General features: G+C 47.3%; 17 protein-coding genes. 3 read left to right on the top strand and 14 right to left on the bottom strand.

Going from position 1 to position 17,165, the window contains the following annotated elements; all coding sequences use genetic code 11:
* Position 1: 1 nt before the first annotated feature.
* Both M1P97_RS16945 and M1P97_RS16950 read left to right on the top strand, forming a co-directional pair.
* On the top strand, positions 2–892 hold the full coding sequence (locus M1P97_RS16945) for a lysophospholipid acyltransferase family protein (RefSeq protein WP_249389687.1): 891 nt from the start codon (positions 2–4) through the stop codon (positions 890–892).
* Complete coding sequence (locus M1P97_RS16950) at positions 882–1,916, top strand: glycosyltransferase family 2 protein (RefSeq protein ID WP_195374019.1); 1,035 nt, start codon at positions 882–884, stop codon at positions 1,914–1,916. Before M1P97_RS16945 ends, M1P97_RS16950 begins: the two co-directional genes overlap by 11 nt.
* Positions 1,917–2,002: 86 nt before the next feature.
* Here the strand turns inward: M1P97_RS16950 and M1P97_RS16955 are convergent, their stop codons facing one another.
* The 14 genes from M1P97_RS16955 to folB form a co-directional block, all read right to left on the bottom strand.
* Positions 2,003–2,281 carry an HU family DNA-binding protein gene (locus tag M1P97_RS16955; RefSeq protein WP_249389688.1) on the bottom strand — a complete coding sequence of 93 codons (279 nt, stop codon included), beginning with the start codon at positions 2,279–2,281 and terminating at the stop codon, positions 2,003–2,005.
* A gap of 37 nt (positions 2,282–2,318) precedes the next feature.
* Positions 2,319–2,666 (bottom strand): hypothetical protein, encoded by a 348-nt coding sequence (locus M1P97_RS16960; RefSeq protein ID WP_249389689.1) that lies wholly within the window; start codon positions 2,664–2,666, stop codon positions 2,319–2,321.
* A 19-nt stretch (positions 2,667–2,685) separates the two neighbouring features.
* Positions 2,686–3,345, bottom strand: coding sequence for an Lcl domain-containing protein (locus tag M1P97_RS16965; protein ID WP_195374025.1), 660 nt, complete (start codon positions 3,343–3,345; stop codon positions 2,686–2,688).
* Positions 3,346–3,378: 33 nt separating this feature from the next.
* A complete protein-coding gene (locus M1P97_RS16970) occupies positions 3,379–4,965 on the bottom strand; it encodes a DUF1566 domain-containing protein (RefSeq protein WP_249389690.1) in 1,587 nt (528 codons plus the stop codon).
* Between the two features lie 22 nt (positions 4,966–4,987).
* Positions 4,988–6,625, bottom strand: a complete 1,638-nt coding sequence (locus tag M1P97_RS16975) for a fimbrillin family protein (protein WP_249389691.1) — start codon at positions 6,623–6,625, stop codon at positions 4,988–4,990.
* 26 nt (positions 6,626–6,651) lie between these two features.
* On the bottom strand, positions 6,652–8,433 hold the full coding sequence (locus M1P97_RS16980) for a DUF1566 domain-containing protein (RefSeq protein ID WP_249389692.1): 1,782 nt from the start codon (positions 8,431–8,433) through the stop codon (positions 6,652–6,654).
* Between the two features lie 37 nt (positions 8,434–8,470).
* Entirely contained in the window at positions 8,471–9,406 is a 936-nt protein-coding gene (locus M1P97_RS16985) for a FimB/Mfa2 family fimbrial subunit (protein ID WP_249389693.1), read from the bottom strand.
* A gap of 97 nt (positions 9,407–9,503) precedes the next feature.
* Positions 9,504–10,664 (bottom strand): fimbrial protein, encoded by a 1,161-nt coding sequence (locus M1P97_RS16990; RefSeq protein ID WP_249389694.1) that lies wholly within the window; start codon positions 10,662–10,664, stop codon positions 9,504–9,506.
* Between the two features lie 123 nt (positions 10,665–10,787).
* On the bottom strand, positions 10,788–11,639 hold the full coding sequence (locus M1P97_RS16995; protein WP_195374036.1) for a DUF4469 domain-containing protein: 852 nt from the start codon (positions 11,637–11,639) through the stop codon (positions 10,788–10,790).
* Between the two features lie 568 nt (positions 11,640–12,207).
* Positions 12,208–12,900, bottom strand: coding sequence for an HAD family hydrolase (locus tag M1P97_RS17000; protein WP_229058576.1), 693 nt, complete (start codon positions 12,898–12,900; stop codon positions 12,208–12,210).
* Positions 12,897–13,541, bottom strand: coding sequence for a MarC family protein (locus M1P97_RS17005; protein WP_010800468.1), 645 nt, complete (start codon positions 13,539–13,541; stop codon positions 12,897–12,899). The genes M1P97_RS17000 and M1P97_RS17005 overlap by 4 nt, the downstream gene beginning before the upstream one ends.
* A gap of 19 nt (positions 13,542–13,560) precedes the next feature.
* Positions 13,561–14,802, bottom strand: a complete 1,242-nt coding sequence (locus M1P97_RS17010; RefSeq protein ID WP_195374038.1) for a PNGase F N-terminal domain-containing protein — start codon at positions 14,800–14,802, stop codon at positions 13,561–13,563.
* 6 nt (positions 14,803–14,808) lie between these two features.
* Positions 14,809–16,245, bottom strand: coding sequence for a monomeric [FeFe] hydrogenase (locus M1P97_RS17015; protein ID WP_075558729.1), 1,437 nt, complete (start codon positions 16,243–16,245; stop codon positions 14,809–14,811).
* Positions 16,246–16,299: 54 nt separating this feature from the next.
* On the bottom strand, positions 16,300–16,662 hold the full coding sequence (gene folB, locus M1P97_RS17020) for a dihydroneopterin aldolase (protein ID WP_249389695.1): 363 nt from the start codon (positions 16,660–16,662) through the stop codon (positions 16,300–16,302).
* A gap of 94 nt (positions 16,663–16,756) precedes the next feature.
* On the opposite strand from folB, the gene M1P97_RS17025 reads away from it, so the two are divergent.
* Positions 16,757–17,116, top strand: coding sequence for a bactofilin family protein (locus M1P97_RS17025; protein WP_195374077.1), 360 nt, complete (start codon positions 16,757–16,759; stop codon positions 17,114–17,116).
* Positions 17,117–17,165: the final 49 nt, after the last annotated feature.

Below are 17,165 nucleotides of genomic sequence, written 5' to 3' on the forward strand. Positions count from 1 at the left end.
TATGTGGAATAAAATTCAATATGGATTGATCTTTGCATGGGCCAAGCTGCATGCATTTTTACCGATGCCGGTATTATATGCCCTGTCCGATATCCTGTACGTTCTTATATACAGGGTAATCCGTTACAGGTTACGCGTCGTACGCCGGAATATGGAGGCTTCCTTCCCCGATAAATCAGAGATAGAGTTGCGAAGGCTGGAGAAAGCTTTCTATCATCATTTCGCCGACTACATTGTCGAGACGATCAAGCTGGCTCATATCTCTCCCGAGGAAGTATTGCGCCGCGCCCACATCAAGAATCCGGAAGTGGCCACCCGGTTACAGGCAGAAGGACAAAAGACAGTCATGATGCTGATGGGCCATTATGGTAACTGGGAATGGTTCAGTGCCTCCAGCCTGGTATACACAGATTCCAAACTCTGGCAAATCTACCGTCCGCTGAACAACAAGGCTGTCGACCGTCTGTTCATCTACCTGCGTACCCGCTTCGGATCATACGGGATGAAGAAGAACGACACGGTACGCGACATGATGACACTGAAGAGAGAAGGCAGTAATAATATCGTGATCTTCATTGCCGACCAGACGCCGAGCAAAGGCAACCTGCATTACTGGACCAACTTCCTCAATCAGGACACCGCCATATTGAACGGCGCCGAACGTATTGCCCGCAAACTTGACCTCCCGGTTATCTTCCTGGATGTACAGAAAGTAAAGCGCGGTTATTACACGGTAGAAATGAAGCTAATGACAGCCCATGCCAAACAGACAGCCGAAAACGAGATCACCGAATCGTACGCCCGTATGACGGAAAAGATGATCCTGCGTAACCCGGCTTACTGGCTCTGGACTCACAAACGTTGGAAATACAAGAGAGAAGATGCACAATAATACTAAGAAAATAGCCGTCGTTATCCTCAACTGGAACGGGAAAAAGCTAATGGAAGAATTCCTTCCGTCGGTAATCGCTCATAGTCCGGAAGAACTGGCTGAAGTAGTCGTTGCCGATAACGGTTCTACGGATGCATCCACCGATATGCTGGAAGATAAATTCCCGTCCGTACGGATTATCCAACTGGATAAGAACTATGGATTTGCAGAAGGCTACAACCAGGCCCTCGAACAGATCGATAATAAGTATACCGTTCTTCTCAACAGCGATGTAGAAGTTACGCCCGGCTGGCTCGATGCCCCTCTGGCTGCTCTCGAAGCCGATCCGACAATAGTTGCCGCCCAACCTAAAATCAGGGCACAACGCAACAAAGCGTATTTCGAATATGCCGGAGCTGCCGGCGGTTATATGGACATCTACGGATATCCTTATTGCCGGGGTCGTGTGTTGCATGTAGTAGAAAAAGATGAAGGGCAATACGACACACAGGCGGATATCCTTTGGGCTACCGGAGCCTGTCTGTTTATTCGTACTGCCATCTATAAAGAAGTCGGCGGACTCGATGCCGGTTTCTTCGCCCATCAGGAAGAGATCGATATGTGCTGGCGACTACGTTCGCGGGGCTACCGCCTGGTATGTACGCCCCAGTCTGTCGTCTACCACGTCGGCGGTGCGACTCTGAATGTAGAGAGCCCCCGCAAAACGTTCCTCAACTTCCGTAATAACCTGTTGATGCTTTATAAGAACCTCCCGGAAAAAAACTTGAAGCATGTAATGCGTGCGCGTTTCTGGCTCGACTACATTGCTGCGACCAAATTCCTATTATGCGGCCACTACACTAATGCCAAAGCTGTTTACGAAGCCCGCAAAGCCTTCTTCGAGATGAAACCGGAATATGCAATCAAAAGAAAGGAGAACCTGGCTAAGACAACACTTGCCACTATTCCCGAATTGATGCATGGTAGTCTTATCCTGGCATTTTATTTAAAAGGGAAGAAAAGATATTCAGATATTAATAAATAACCGGAACAGATAATCTGTTCCGGTTTGGTACAAGCTCTCATTCAAAACTACTATATCATGGAACGGCCATACCACTATCTATGTTTTCATTTCCGATTGACCGTTTCAAAAAGATATTTACCGACTCTGAAACGAACTGTGGTACGCTCATCGAGCATGACCGGGGTACCGGTCTTAGGGTTACGTACCAGGCGGGCGGATTGTTTGCGGATATAAAAACGTCCGAAGCCTAAAAATGCAACATCTTCTTCACGCGCCAGGACTTCGGTAACGAGCGCAAAAAACTCTTCTACAAATTTGTGCGTTTCCGTAACCGGACGACCCGTACGCTCTGCTAATTCGGCAATAAATTTTGTCTTGTTCATAATGTTCTGTTTAATAAATTTCTGATTAGTTATTTGTTTATTCAATATCGATCTTTGAGGTCAAATGCAACTGTCGTTCCTCCCACTCTGCAAAATCATCCCATTGGCGGCATATATTCAGAGGCGGGGTTATCCGGATACATTCGTCATCGGCAAGTGTACTGTACTTTTCCGAGAACAAACGCAAACGGTTATCAGGGATACGAATATAGACAAAAGAGCCTGCTGCATCGGTGCGGCTCCAGTTGGCTGCAAGTTTGGGACAGAGCAGGGCGGCATAATAGGCCGAACGCCCGAAGGCAGTAAACCGGCCTTCCTGTAAATATAAAAAGATACTGTCTGTGTTGATCCGTTCCTTTTCCAGGATGGTGTCTATCCGATTCATTTTATCTATCTTTCAGAGGTTAATAATCTCTTACACATCTGTATTTCGACGCTATGTTTTTTAATTGTGCACTTGACTGCGGTTTAGTGGTACTGAAATCAATATACCATGCCTGAGTCTCTGTATTCTCTGTCGAAGTCCAGTACTGACCGCTTAACTGACCAGCGGGATAAATAGCATTAATGCCATCCCGAAACAACCACATCAGCATCATCTCCCGTTGAGTAGGCAAACGCCAACTCCCTTTAGGGAATTCTGTGGTGGAGTAATTTTTACATCCGCCTGTGAAGGATGGGTCAAAACTCCCGTCCGGATTGAGGTTGGTATTATCGTTACCTTCTCCTCCATGAAAACCCATGGCTGCCGCCCAGAACCTGACACCCGCTTCTTCTGTCGGAGCAATGATAAAACGGAAAGGAACTTTATCGTTCACGCTGATATTATCTCCGTTACCTTTCGCAGCAGTATGTCGTATGGTTGCAGCGTCTTTCGAGAGTTTCATGCCCAGTGGCCAGATGGCACTTTCAGGTATACCAGCGGAGTAAAAGACGGCATAATCTCTACCGGGATTGGCAGCGTTCGTCCCTTTCAGGTTCTCCTTTTTCAATTGCTGCCCAAAAACGGCGGAGACCGGAAGCAGGCATACCATGACAACAATTATAAAGAATTTTTGTATCATAATGTTCTGTTTTTAAAGTTCTTGTCGATGTTTTCAGAATGTCGCTTCACCCGGCTTCAAATATTTGACACAACGCAGGTTGTAAGACTCGGTCGGTGATAAAGGCTCGCTTGCCCCCGTCCACACTTGTGTGCCCCATGCAGATGTACCGTTCGTTGTAGACGACCAGTAATAGGTATCAGGTAATGTTTTGAGCGTGTTCGATCCGACGACATAGATACTGAGCGACTCACCATAAGAGGGCATGTACCAGACCATGTCGTCTATAGTCTGCGGCATTGTACCATTCAGGCCGATACATTTTTGCATAGCTGTATATCCGGTTGCACTTCTTAGGTCCCAGGTATTTTGCCGCCCGTCCGTAAAGCTGTTAGCGGCAGGCATGCCGCTGCTACTCCACTGCACTCCTCCCGGGGAGTTCACATCACTGACATAAACTTCAATCCGCTTCTCGTATCTCCAGGTGTCAGCCTCAGCAGGGGTGGAGGCTACGGAAGAACCATCGGCTTTATACATTTTGAGTTCCCCTCCGAAGTAGCCGGGAACGAATTTGATAACGCGCGAGTCGTCTCCACTTTCACCGGTTATCTTAATATCGTAAGTGTATGAATAGTTAGGCGAAATGCTATAATCGTCCGTAAAGTTACTCCCCAGATGGACCTGGTAAACCACAGAGCGGACAACCACGCCTCCCGCCACCTCTACTCCCACAATCTGGAGAAAGGTTCCATCCGAAGGAGCATTGGTTACCCGCCTCTCCGGTGTTGTAAACGGAACCGGCTGGTGAAGGTTGACCGGTAAATATTGGTTATCAATGGTTACAGGAAGACTTATCGGTTGTTGCGTATAATTTAAATACTTGACTGACTCCCCGGGAAAAGGGGCTGTGCGACCAATTGAATAGTAAAAACTCTTCTCAGGAATATTCATAAATTGACATGTCCAGGCAGAATAGCCTTCTGCCTGCATCTCGCTGTTCAGCGAGATTTTTACTTTCACCCGGGCCACCGTGCGGTAAAGCCTGATGTCGGCCTGTTTACCTGCCGATACCGTCATGTCCGTACTTCCAACATAAATGATACGGTTGCCATCGACCGGATCATTGAACAGGGGAAAGCCGGTATTACCGGAGGATATTCCCAAATTCTCAAAATCGACCAGGGTAGTGCCGCCTATCGTCAAACCACTGAAGGTACTCCCGTCTGCATTCGCTATTACAATAATCCTGCTCTTAACGCTTATGTCATTCAACAAGACCTCTCTTACCGAATTACTGTTGATGAACTGTTTAACCATCAATGTGCTCATAGGGGCAGTACCATTGAACTGAAGCACCCAGAAGTTCTTTATTTCTTGTTCAAAGGTAGCACTACGGGTTACCGGGGTTTTCACCATGGTTATTTCCAATCCTTTGCACACCTGCGTGGAGCTAATGGCATTACTACCTGCTTTCGTGCCGGAGGATAAAGGAGATTGCACTGGTTGTATATTCAATGCCAGTTCTACGGGAACAAGCTCACCGGATTCACTTCCTTTGGATGAGAGCGTATCGGTATACTTTTCGTCCGTGCAGGCGCCCAACAGGATTATCAGGCTTATTATATATATGAGTTGTTTCATGTCTGCCATATTCTATTCGGGTTTATATTACGGGCTTAGGCTTGTCTGCGTCTCTGACGCAACGTACATAAAGAGTTTCCGTCTTGGATGTTTTTGCTGGAAATATCCAGGAGATAGAACTATCGTAGTTGCTTGTAGAATAAGCCGTAGCGACGTCATATTCCGTAGCACTCCAAAGGTCATTATTATGAGGTCTGATTGAGGCGGGAGCGATAGCAGTATATATACAGGCAAACAACTCACCTATTCTGGGTAAACGCCAGTCAGTATACCCGCCATCCCTAAATTCTACGCAGGCCTGTTTGGCTGTAAGAACTCCGGTTGTTGCATCTTTCCATGGAATCGCGGCTCCTCCTGCAGCCAGGTTTATAGCAATCATAATTTTCGGATAAACCGGCTCTTTCTTCATCGCTGACTCAAATACAGAAAATAGACTACTACCCGGAGGAATGGTTATATCTTTATACTCTCCGTTATTATTTTCAGCGACTTCCCCGAGATAGGTATGGTAAATATGATTTCCGGCAACTAACGCAGTTTCAGTAAGGCCTGCGACAGTGGTATAATCTATCGTAACAGGCGTCTCTCCCACTGTTCCTTGCCCCATCGCCGGAGCATTGATCTGGACTTCCGTCCAGTCGGATAAAGAGAGTATCATTTTTGAGTTGTTATATACGACCTTGTATGTGTTGTGCATGCCTTTCTGAAAGCCGTACTTTCCATCCGCACCTGCATTCAGGTGCGCTTTTGCAAGGGGGAAGGAGAGTACTTCGCGGACACCGCCCTCCTCCGTAGTGACACGGATCACAAGGTCGGAATTCCTGATATCTGCACTCATAAATGCCGGAACGAGGAAGTTGAATTCAGAGGGTGTACCTCCGGGTTGTTCAAAAGGTATACTTATGACAGGATCACAAGTGACCGTAAGCGGGCCGAGAGTGCCATCGATTACATCACCGGTCTTCGGATTGACAGTACCCGTGTTCATGATCCCTTTCCAGGAAGAACCCTGGTTATCGTAGCTGTTATCGAGAGTGACAGCCTTCACCAAAACGTCGTTATCACTCGTCAGTTTCGACAACTTGATCGTCACCCAGCAGTAGGCGTGGGAGAATGTCAATGCGACAGGACTTCCGTCGATTACCTGCTGTGCACCGGAAGGCGATGACAAATAAAGCAAGTCTTTGCCGGTCGACATATCACCGGTCAGATCGAAAGGCACAGCGGTAGCGGTAGCCCCCGAAACCCATGGATAATAGCCTGTTATTTTAATCTCATCCCCGTGTTTCGCTATCAGAGAAAGGGCTCCGTCGTTTTTATCGGTATGCCCCCATACATCATCCTGACCGGAAGTTCGTGTGAGGGTCGATTTCATATTATCATCCGAGCCGGTAACCAGCGGACTTCCCGTCTTGTCGGTAATGAACATGCCGAACGTGTTCGTTCCGTTCGGAAAAGCCTCTCCAGTCAAAACAGCCGCTCCGTGGACTGCCCGGGTAGAAGGGCTGTCGGATATGGAAGCGGCAAAACGAAGTTCGATGTCTTCCGTTTTGTTCTCATTTCCGGGAAACTCGCCGTTATCGCAGGCCGTCGTGTACAATCCTAAAACGCATACGCCGACAATCGCCCATAGCTTGTTTCCTTTTTTTCTTATGATCATATTTGTGTACATATTTACTGTCGTTATTATCTGACTTCGCGTACGCATCTGACGCTAAATCGGTCTGTTTTCGGATGAAGTTTTATCTCTCCTCCTGCATTTACAGTATAAACCTGAATATCTCCGGTAGCCGTTTTACCTTCCGTCCCGGTCCAATAAGTGACCTGTGGTTCAGGATCACTGATCTCACCGAGCGAGGTAAACCCTTTGGACTGGTTGATTGTCTCTTTGTTAAGCCACAGCAGGTATAGCTCCGACAACCTGGGCAGGCGCCAGTCGCTTTGTCCCTGTCCGCGGTAATCCCAGCAGGCCTTTTTGGCAACCAATACACGATCCTCTTTAGTTGTTCCCGTTTTCCATACGATAATACCATCTGTATTATCGGGAGCGATAATCAGCTTTCCGTAAGGACCTTCCCGGCTGAAAGCATCCTGGATACTCCTGTACAGACCACCGTTAGTCGATCCGTTGTAGGTGTTGTCTGCTGCTTCTCCAAGTAACCTGTTATAGTCAAGCCCAGGTTTCGTTTTCCCGTCGTCCGTTATGAATGCTGCTTTTGGCTTGATTTCGACCGTTGTCGAGGTTCCTGTTATCGTCCCCTTAATTATGGTCCCGTTTATCCCTTTATAGTTCATCCGCACCAACATATCCGGATCAGGCGTGGCAGTCGCTCCCGCTACCCAGTCAGCGATGCCGACTGTGAAATCCAGAGCGACCGGTTTGCCGCTGTAGGCAGCCTCAGGTGTAGTATATCCGGGAAGGCTTACGCCAGTGATGGAGTAGCGGTAGATGTGATTGCGCAGTACATCCTGTAAGGCAGTCCCTTCTACGTTCGTCGGGGCGGTCGTGAAGTCGATACGGTAGTAGTTGAGTTTACCGTTATATGTACCGCCAATGACAAGGGCTGTACGGTTCTCGTGATTTGCATCGTAGACCGTTCCTCCGTTGAAGGCCGTTTCGGGAATGTATATTTCGGCCTTACAAGAAGTGTTGTTTGTAATAGCTGTTCCTGTGTATGTAAAGTTAGTGCCACTCAGTGTACCTGCCGGTGAAGGGGCGGTGACGGAGGGAGTGCCGCTTGTTGTATATTTCAGATTGTTTATAAGCGGTAAGAGCGTATACTTATTTTGAGGTTTGAATACGTAAATCTCTCTTAGGTCGAAACCGACACTCCCTTTGTCCCATTCACCATTTTGTTCGTTATAAGTACCTACTCCCACATCCACCCGGGCAACAGCGCGCAGCAGGTTGGCACTGAGTGCCATTCCTTCAGTTATTTCCAGCGGTGTGTCGGGGCTGTTACCGGCAAAGCCGAACATCGGTATCCCGGTGTCGGCTAATGCCGGTTCCCCCATCAACTCAACACTGGTTAAACCAGTTTGCACCCCCTCATATGTCATGCCTGTGTTTATCAGTGGATAAGGGTTTTGGTTAGCGATCAGGAGCAACTTCGTATCTGCCGCCCCTGACATGCTACGGCGGAGGGAGAAACTGAATTGTCCGCTCCCCCCGCCCGTAGGCTTTCCTGTTGCATAGTATTTCAGTTTGTAGGTTCCGTCGGTTGCATCCGGCTGGAAAGCCAGTATATATAATGTTCGTATGGCGTTTTCCTGATCGGTTGTCATCCCTCTGGTGATAAGGGTCTGTTCGCCTGCGGCGGGGTTGACAGCCAGGGTAACTGTCGTGAAGCCTCCGCTATCGTCGCCTCCTGTTCCTATTTCTTTGCTACAGGCACATAAGAGGAGCGCTGCACACAAAAATGTAGCGAATCTTCTTATTTTCAATGTATGTAAACGTTTCTTATGCATATTTATCTGTTTATTTATCGGATTTATTCGTCTGCTGCTATTTAGTGACGGAGACCGTCACATCTACTTCGTCCCATTCGGGCGGCTTTATTTCCAGGCCGCCGCCCGTGGAAGGTGGGGTATCGAATTTGATCTGCAGCGTCAGTTCCTTACCCGGCACGGGTATGATCGGCTTTCCGTCGCTTGTCTGCGTGATGCTTTTCAATAGTTTCCCGTCGTGGATGACGTCGAACTCGATCCCTTCGCTACCGGCAGCGGGAAAGAGCCGGAAGGCCGGAATGATGTATTCTTTCGCGGCATCGAAAGAACCGGTCAGGCAGTGACGGGTCTTGCCGTCGTAATTGTCCGAGAAATCGATGCTTCCGGCCGGCTCGCTTACCACGACGGCGTAATCACCGTCTTCCGTGCCGGTAGCTTCCGCCAGTCCGTCGATCGTTATATGTATAGACGCCGTGGTCGGCTGCATAACCATTTGCAGGGGTTTGCCGGTATCGGTCGTCGAGGTATTGTCTATTTGGATGGCTCCCCAAAACAGGTCGGGGGGCGTGTTACTGAACGTCTCTTCGGCCCGTGTAGGCAAAAGGGGTTTCAGTGTCAGGTATCCCTTTTCGAGGGAATCACCGGGTTTGAGCAGCGAAAATTCAAGGCTGCTATCTTTGCTGTTCCCCCATGCTATGCAGTGGAGGACAGAGGTCTGCGGGTAATCGAGGGTGATCGCCCCGTCTACTTGTGTGCTGGTGCGGCCAATGAACCGCTCCTGGTCATCGAATACAAATACTTCTATCTCGCGAATGGCATCGGTCTGGGATCCGGAAGAACAGTCGAAGCTTAACTTCTGTATTTTTCCATTGGGGACCGGTTCCTCTTTTTTGCTACAGGCAGTCGTCAGTAACAGCCATACCGCCAGAAAGGGTAACAGCGACTGTAACCGTTGGCAGAAGGGGCCGGGATATGTATATTTGTTTTCGTTCATCTTTTTATTTATTTTATCGACTATATGTCATACGGGTGAGATTACCGGTGTCGAACAGGTGATAATGTACGCTAATATTAGCGTACATTACTTTCGGTTAGAAAGGTTTATTAGTAGAAGTATCAGTCCATGATGCCGGAGTAACAGAAACTGACACATTAGTCGGTAAGTTCTGTTCATCCGGTGTGTCGGTACCACCACCACCGCTACCACCGCCATCTTCTTCCGGGCGGAAGTCTCCGTTGAATGTCAGGGCTACGTTATAGGCTTTTCCGGCCTCAATCACACCTGCTTCACCGGGTGCAAAGATGACGTTGAACATTTTCTTAACTTTTGTTTCCGGATTTTTCTTCTGCTTCCATTCCACCTGTACTACCAGGGTTGTCGGATTTTGAGTTTTATCTGTCGAAGTCGGTCTGTTCTCGAAAACGTAAAAGTGTCCCTGATCTGTAGCAGGAGTAGTCATATCTACAACACCCGAAAGGTCAAGATTGAATTCAGATACCACTGTATGTCCGGGATTGTCACCCCAGCCAGATTGCCAGTTTACACCGTTTACATAATTCGGCGCAGTAGGTACATAGCTTCCTGAAGTTGGGAAATAGTAAGAGTTTGTCTGTACATTCAGTAAAAAGGCACCATCGAATTTAAAATCGTCACCGTAAACTCCTTGTACACTGCTTCCTAAAGAAAGACTGCTCAGTGTGATTTTTGCTGCGACGAACTTTGCTGTGGCATTTGCATTGGCAGTCCAGGGTGCACTTGTACTCTTGTCTGTCAAAGTTCCTTCTGCCGACATAAGCAGGTTTCCTTTTACCTGGTTCGTATTTGAACTCGTTATAAGGCTTTTTACTACCGCTTTCAATAGAGTTTCGCTACCTACGTTTAAAGGATTTGCCCCTGTGGTAAGATCGCTTCCGACATTGGCTATTGCCAACATTTTAACAGCAGTACTCTTTGTTTCTATTTTTGCCGATTTAACCCCAGCGGCATCTGTCAAGTCTCCAGTATTAAGGTACTTTTTTGTAATGATACTCCCCGCACCATCCACAAAGAATACGGTGAGATCGGAGATAGCCTTATCTTCATCGGCTCCGGGTACTCCGATAGCTTTTGTGTCTATACCGGTATCAACGCTCAAATCTACCACCATCTTTTCGCCTTGTGGCACAGGCGGATCGATACCCGCATCTTCTTTTGAACAACTTGCCAATGTCGCTATCGCCAGCATTGACAGAAAAATTGATTTTACTTTCATTTACTTTAGTTTATATTAATACTAGTGTTACTTAAAAAACTTCTTTATTCCGATCACGCCTGCTCCGCGGTGGGTATCACGGGAACTCCGCGATCGGTATCACGGCCGTTCCGCGATTTCTTTCTACTCTATCACCGGCCGGTCATCTTCGCCGCTGCCACCACCGGGTGTGTCGGCTACATCGCCTACGACAAAGTTTCCGGACATCATCGCTGTGCGGGGTTCTTTGAGCAGGGCAGTACCGTTGCTACCAAACTGTGTACAGAGCGTAACGCTCCAGACAGAGCCGTCGGCAGCCGTAGCCGGTAACACGAAGCCTACTTGTGTAGGTGTGTTGGGATAGAGTTTCGAGACAGGGAAAAAGATAGTTTCGGCAGAATCACCGTCGGTTCGTTTGATAGTTACACCTATCTGGTCACCCGTACCGCCTACCTTGATGTTCTTACCCTTAATGATACAAGTCTGTCCGGCACTGACCGGCACGCCTTCGCCACGGGCTGCAGCTGCGGGATTCTGTGCATCTTGTGCACTGACCACAGTAAATAGTTGCGGGCCGCTGACTGACTTCTGTATTTCGACATCTATTTCGGCTTCGGCAAGCGCCTGGCGCATTTCCTGGCTCATGGAGTAAGCAACACCGAGTTTCAGACGGTTGCGGTCGGGAGCCGACGTAAGTTCACTTTCGAGGAAAACACCCTGCGAGGTAGGTCGAAAATATCCCAACACAGTACTTATACTATAACCGGAAGAGAGATACCAGATCATGCGTCGCATGATCTGGTTGCCCGTACGGGCAATTTCTTCAACGTCCTCCTGACGGGTGCTGAGGGCAGCTACTTCACCGGCAAGATCGTTCATATTAAGACATTTCTGCAACTTGGGCTGCAGGTAACAGTCGTTTGTTATATCCTGGGTAAGTGCCAGGTCGAGGGCTTTCAGCGTGAGCTTCGCCTTCTGAGTGGGATCTTTTGCCATAACGGTCTGTTTTTTAGTTACTGATATATTGTTTTTGTGTCACTCCGCCCTATTCTTTTCTTCCTGAGTAACGGATCAGCCTGAATTCAGAGAATACAACATCTATATCAGTAGCTCCCGGGTAGAAAATTATGGGGTAAAAACTGATTCTTCCCCATTTCTGACAGTTTGACGTAAAACATAACTTCCTACGACTTAGCGACTCTACGACTATCAATAAAACCGATTAGTACATTAAGAACCACGGCAAAAACACCGTATTTCAATGCTTTCAAACAAACTTATATAGCTAATTAGATACAATTTATGTGGTAAATCGAGGGAAAGGTTATAGTTAAGAGTACTCCCATTGGTACCCGGCAGGTATGAAATAAGTAAATAAATAAGGTCGTATTTATAGAATAATTACTCTCAGACAAGTAAATTTAATGGCTATATTTTGGATAATATACTATTTTACATATCTTTGCAACATCGTAAACATAGTTCTTAATGAACTATGTTTATTCCTCTTCATAAAAAGAATATCAAAGCACAGTTATCTTTTGTTTTTATTACTGACTAATAGTTACAGCAACAACGAAATCACTTCCCAAATCGATTCTACTGTAAACATACGAGAATTTACTATCGGTTCGTCCACCATCTCATGTGCCCATGTTGTTTGGTAAGGTACATGGATTGCGTAACTACCCATCTTTAGTGGGGGAAGGATATCGGAGCGTACAGAGTTACCTATCATCAAAAACTCGTCCGGACGAACATCGAGGTGGTTGAGCAGGGCACGGTATTCGCGGTCAGTCTTGTCGCTCATTATTTCTACATGGTGGAAAAGATGTTCGATACCCGAACGGCGTAACTTCTGCTCCTGGTCGAGCAGGTCGCCTTTGGTGACAACGATCAGGCGGTAACGGCCGACAAGGGCATTGAGGGTTTCCTCCACTCCATCCAAAAGTTCAACCGGTTTGGAAAGTTGTTCTTTTCCGAGCAGAAGTATCTGCTCGAGTACGCTGGCCGGAACTTTGCCGTCGGTGATACGGATCGCCGTTTCCATCACTGAAAGGATATAAGCCTTCACACCATAACCATAAAGAGGCATGTTACGGCTTTCGGTCTTGAAAAGTTCGGCTGTGACAGTCTCACCGTCTACATAAGGAGCCAATAAAAGACGGAGCTTTTGCTCCGTCTCCAGAAAATAAGTTTCGTTTATCCAAAGAGTGTCGTCGGCATCGAAGCCGATCACCTGTATTCCTTCAATCATAAATTAGCTTGTTGCAATATATCGATCATTATTGGCTTGAAACCGCTTACAAAGCATTCCACGGCAATAACCATCAGGATAAGGCCCATCAGACGCATCATCACGTTGTTGCCTGTTTCCCCCATATACTTATTCAGCCGGGTGGATGCCCGGAGAATCAGGAAGGTGATAAAGTAGACGGATGCGATCACGCTGACCAGCAGTATCTTCTTTATCAATGTATTCGCATCTTCCATCAGCATGATCCCGTTGGCGATAGCGCCCGGACCGCAAAGCATCGGGATGGCAAGCGGGGTGATGGAAATATCGTTTACATACGTTTTCACCTCCTCGTCTTTGAGTTTTGCCTTGGAATAACGTGCCTGAAGCATGTCAAATCCGATGGTAAAGATAATAATACCTCCGGCAATACGGAAACCATTCGTAGAAATACCAAAGAATTTAAAGAGGAATTGTCCGGAGAAGGTAAAGACCATCAGGGTGATAAAAGAAACAATTGTGGCACGACGGACGATGGTTTTACGTTCGTCGTCACTCATTCCGTTTGTCATGGTCAGAAAGACCGGCATAGTGCCCAACGGGTTTGTCAGTGTAAAAAAGGAGGTGAAGCACAAAAGGGCGAAAGGGAGTAAAGTGTCCATAATAGTATAGATTTAAAGGTTATTCATCCCAAACCAGGTAGGCGGAAACCAACCAATGGTTCAGCTTATTGCCATCTACTTCCTGGGCCTCGGGGATGCTGACCGTCAGGGTATGTTCACCCGGCTGGATATCGGTCAGTTCCACTTCTTCAGGAACGACATCGGAACCCGGACACCAGTTGGAACGGGAAAAGTCGGACGAAGCAACAGGTTCTTCCACTTCCTTCTCCGTATATCCTTTCGGTCCGATATAAGAGGCCAGGCGCTTCTCCAACCACACACCGGTCGCCGGATTGAAACGGCGGAAAGATGCACAGTCGTTACGCCAGGGAATGAAGTCAAGCACTTCTTTTCCATCTACCGAGATTATATTCTGCTTCTGAACAAATTCATCACCACCTTCATGACCGCCATGCCCGGTCACGATATATTTCAGGCGAACGTTCTTCGCGCCTGCCGGGATGGTAAAGTCAGTCGACACGTCTTTGCGGGCAAAGATATCGGGATAGGATTGTCCGATATAATAAACGGTGTTCATCAACGGTTCGACATGTCTTTTCGTCAATGCATCGCAAGAAATATCCGACTCATCCACATCGATCGTCACACTGGCAATATACCCCTCGGCTGTCCAGGTATCGATAAAAACTCCTACGTAAGCACCTCCTTCCAGCAAAGGATACAGGTCGGTGATATTCTGCTCCCAACTTACGCTGTCGGCCCACTGGTCGATATAAACAGGCTTACGCTTACTGCTCAAACTGTCGTCCGTACTGCTGTAATGACCTACACCGAACGGAGTCATGAAACGCATCAGTTCGACAGTCGGTTCATAATCTTCTCCGGAAACGATACCGATCATATTCTCCAGCTTCATGCTGTCTATTGCCGGGAACTGCTTCTCTCCCTTCGCAATGTTCAACAGATTGATTGCCGAGGCTTTCGGCAAGATAAAGCAGGAACCGGATTTATCCCAACGGTCACCGTTGGAAGCAATCGTTACTTTCAGGTTTACAGAAACGTTACGTTTGTAATCAGGCAAGGTCACCTTTTTCAAAATGATACGTCCGTTCACCAGATGATAGATACTGTCTGCACCAGCTTCGCTATACCCGCCATACTGGTCGGGAGCGAACCTCACCGGAGTATCGTGGAATACCTGCACGGAATAATCTCCCATTGCCGGCAATTCCCGATGGCCGCATGCTGTCAATAAGATAGCGCCAGCCAGTGAGAATGATAATAAGATTTTCTTTGTCATTTTTGTTTAGTATTTAGTAAGTTCCTTCATCAACTGCTTCTGTCCGGTTACTTTATCGGCATGGATACAAGGGCCGGTTACACAACCGCCTTCGCAGGCCATTACTTCGATAAACTGTGCCGGAGCTTTACCTGTTTTGGCATAGGCACGAAGCAAGGCGACGTTCTTTTTTGTCAGGTTGGCTACCTGTACGGCGTTTACCTGTTCTTCTTTCAGGTAGACTTTCACGGCGTTGATCACACCGCCGCTCTGGGCGAAGCCATGCGCTTCACGCACGGAGTTGAAAAGGACAGAGAAAGGTTTTGCTTCCTCCACTTTGATGTCGAGTCCTTCCAGGATAGAACCGATCTCTTCGAATGTCAACGTGAAATCAACTGCCGGGTCCATCTTCACTTCCTTACGTTTGGCTACGCACGGGCCGATAAATACAATCTTGCAATCAGGATATTTCTCTTTGACAAGACGTGCCGTATAATACATCGGAGAACCTGTGGTAGAGATATATTTCTTAAGATCCGGGATATGCTTTTCGGCCAGCTGAACGTATGAAGGACAACAACTGGTAGTCATGAAAGGTTGCCCTTCCTCCAGTTTTTCCTTCAATTCTTCTGCTTCACGACGGGTAGTCTCCATCGCTCCCTGAGCAACTTCGACTATTTCTGTAAAACCCATTGCTTTGATCGCTCCGTATACACTTTCTACCGGTGCACTGAACTGTGCCAGTATAGAAGGAGCCACAATAGCGACCATCTGCTCCTTATTGCGCAGACGTTGCAGGATATCGAATACCTGGGATATCTCGAATATCGCCCCAAACGGACAGGCATTGATACATTTGCCGCAATAGATACATTTAGACTCGTCGATATGCTCCACTCCGTATTCATCTTTACTGATCGCCTTTACCGGACAAACTTCTTCACAAGGGATCGGGATATATACGATAGCATGATAGGGACAGTTCTGATGACACTTTCCACAACTGATACAAGTATCGTGATCGATCCGGGCCTGTCCGTTCTTCTTGAACTGGATGGCATCTTTCGGACAGTTCATATAACAGCTACGTGCCACACAGCCACGGCAAAGGTTGGTGATCTCATAGTTTACCTGTACACAGGACGAACAGGCTTCGTCGACTACGCACATCAGGTTATCTTTCTTATTCTCCGGACGAAGCAAGGCACGTTTGGCATATTCCGACAAAGGTGTCAGTTCGTCTATCTCGTCCTGCATATCGAAGCCCAACAGGGGAAGCGTCTTATATTTCCATACGGCACGTTCCTTATGCACACAGCAGCGGCCTATTACTTTCGATTTACGGGGACTCAATTCTATGGGCAGACGATCGATCTCGTCAAGCAGACGGTTTTCTTTCCAAAGTTTAACTAACTTCGCCATCAAGCCGTGGCGGACAATCATTACGTTGTTGGTAAATGCCATGGTGTATATTATTTGTGCTTTAAAAATGCAAAGATAGAGAAAGTTATTGAAATACTAGCCGTACGTTTCTTCCAGAATTACGGAAGCACTGTAAACATCGCCGCCAAAAGGAGGATTCAGCTTCGAGAGTTTCAACTTAACAGCCAACAGTTGGGGAAATGCTCTTTTGAGCGCATGCAGGATTCGTCCGGCTACATGTTCGAGCAGCTTCGACGGAATGGCCATTTCTCCTTTCACGATCTCATATACCTCGGCATAATTTATTGTATCGTCCAGATCATCGCTGGCTAATGCTTTTTCAAGAGGTGCCGTCAGGAGAAGATTCACGACAAATGTGTTCCCGACACGTGTCTCCTGAGGCGACACTCCATGCCAGGCATAGAATTTCATGGCTTCCAGCTCTATTTGTACTGTCATTTTTCGTTATTTTATCTGTAAAAGTAGATAAAGAAGTCCTTTCTGCAAAAAAAATAGTCTATATTTGCGAGACAAGCAACAAAGTATTTATATGATGGGAATAAAACAGAAAGATGAAAATTCCGCCGGTGGCCTACATAACACCCTAGCCGCCGGAACAACCGTTAAAGGTAATATTATTACAGAAACCGATTTCAGACTGGACGGTCAGGTTGAAGGAGATATCAACTGCAACGGAAAGATCGTGATCGGTCCCAAAGGACGTGTGGCCGGTAATATCGTTTCCGCCAATGCAGAAATTCTGGGAGAAGTGGAAGGATCGGTGCGTGTCAGTGAGAAGCTGGTTCTGAAGGCTACTGCCAATATTAAAGGGGATGTGTTTGCACAGTCTCTGGAGATAGAGCCGAATGCTCGTTTCAACGGAGTTTGTAATATGTCAGGGAAAAAGGCCTGAACTGATCACATCTACAAAAATAAAAGGGTATGCCCAAAACACCTTTCGG

It is taken from the genome of Parabacteroides leei (assembly GCF_023369805.1).
GTDB classification, from domain to species: Bacteria; Bacteroidota; Bacteroidia; order Bacteroidales; family Tannerellaceae; genus Parabacteroides; species Parabacteroides leei.

Coding starts and splice junctions, on each gene's coding strand:
- M1P97_RS16945 (WP_249389687.1), top strand. CDS start 2: ATGTGGAATAAAATTCAATATGGATTGATCTTTGCATGGGCCAAGCTG.
- M1P97_RS16950 (WP_195374019.1), top strand. CDS start 882: ATGCACAATAATACTAAGAAAATAGCCGTCGTTATCCTCAACTGGAAC.
- M1P97_RS16955 (WP_249389688.1), bottom strand. CDS start 2,281: ATGAACAAGACAAAATTTATTGCCGAATTAGCAGAGCGTACGGGTCGT.
- M1P97_RS16960 (WP_249389689.1), bottom strand. CDS start 2,666: ATGAATCGGATAGACACCATCCTGGAAAAGGAACGGATCAACACAGAC.
- M1P97_RS16965 (WP_195374025.1), bottom strand. CDS start 3,345: ATGATACAAAAATTCTTTATAATTGTTGTCATGGTATGCCTGCTTCCG.
- M1P97_RS16970 (WP_249389690.1), bottom strand. CDS start 4,965: ATGAAACAACTCATATATATAATAAGCCTGATAATCCTGTTGGGCGCC.
- M1P97_RS16975 (WP_249389691.1), bottom strand. CDS start 6,625: ATGATCATAAGAAAAAAAGGAAACAAGCTATGGGCGATTGTCGGCGTA.
- M1P97_RS16980 (WP_249389692.1), bottom strand. CDS start 8,433: ATGCATAAGAAACGTTTACATACATTGAAAATAAGAAGATTCGCTACA.
- M1P97_RS16985 (WP_249389693.1), bottom strand. CDS start 9,406: ATGAACGAAAACAAATATACATATCCCGGCCCCTTCTGCCAACGGTTA.
- M1P97_RS16990 (WP_249389694.1), bottom strand. CDS start 10,664: ATGAAAGTAAAATCAATTTTTCTGTCAATGCTGGCGATAGCGACATTG.
- M1P97_RS16995 (WP_195374036.1), bottom strand. CDS start 11,639: ATGGCAAAAGATCCCACTCAGAAGGCGAAGCTCACGCTGAAAGCCCTC.
- M1P97_RS17000 (WP_229058576.1), bottom strand. CDS start 12,900: ATGATTGAAGGAATACAGGTGATCGGCTTCGATGCCGACGACACTCTT.
- M1P97_RS17005 (WP_010800468.1), bottom strand. CDS start 13,541: ATGGACACTTTACTCCCTTTCGCCCTTTTGTGCTTCACCTCCTTTTTT.
- M1P97_RS17010 (WP_195374038.1), bottom strand. CDS start 14,802: ATGACAAAGAAAATCTTATTATCATTCTCACTGGCTGGCGCTATCTTA.
- M1P97_RS17015 (WP_075558729.1), bottom strand. CDS start 16,245: ATGGCATTTACCAACAACGTAATGATTGTCCGCCACGGCTTGATGGCG.
- folB (WP_249389695.1), bottom strand. CDS start 16,662: ATGACAGTACAAATAGAGCTGGAAGCCATGAAATTCTATGCCTGGCAT.
- M1P97_RS17025 (WP_195374077.1), top strand. CDS start 16,757: ATGGGAATAAAACAGAAAGATGAAAATTCCGCCGGTGGCCTACATAAC.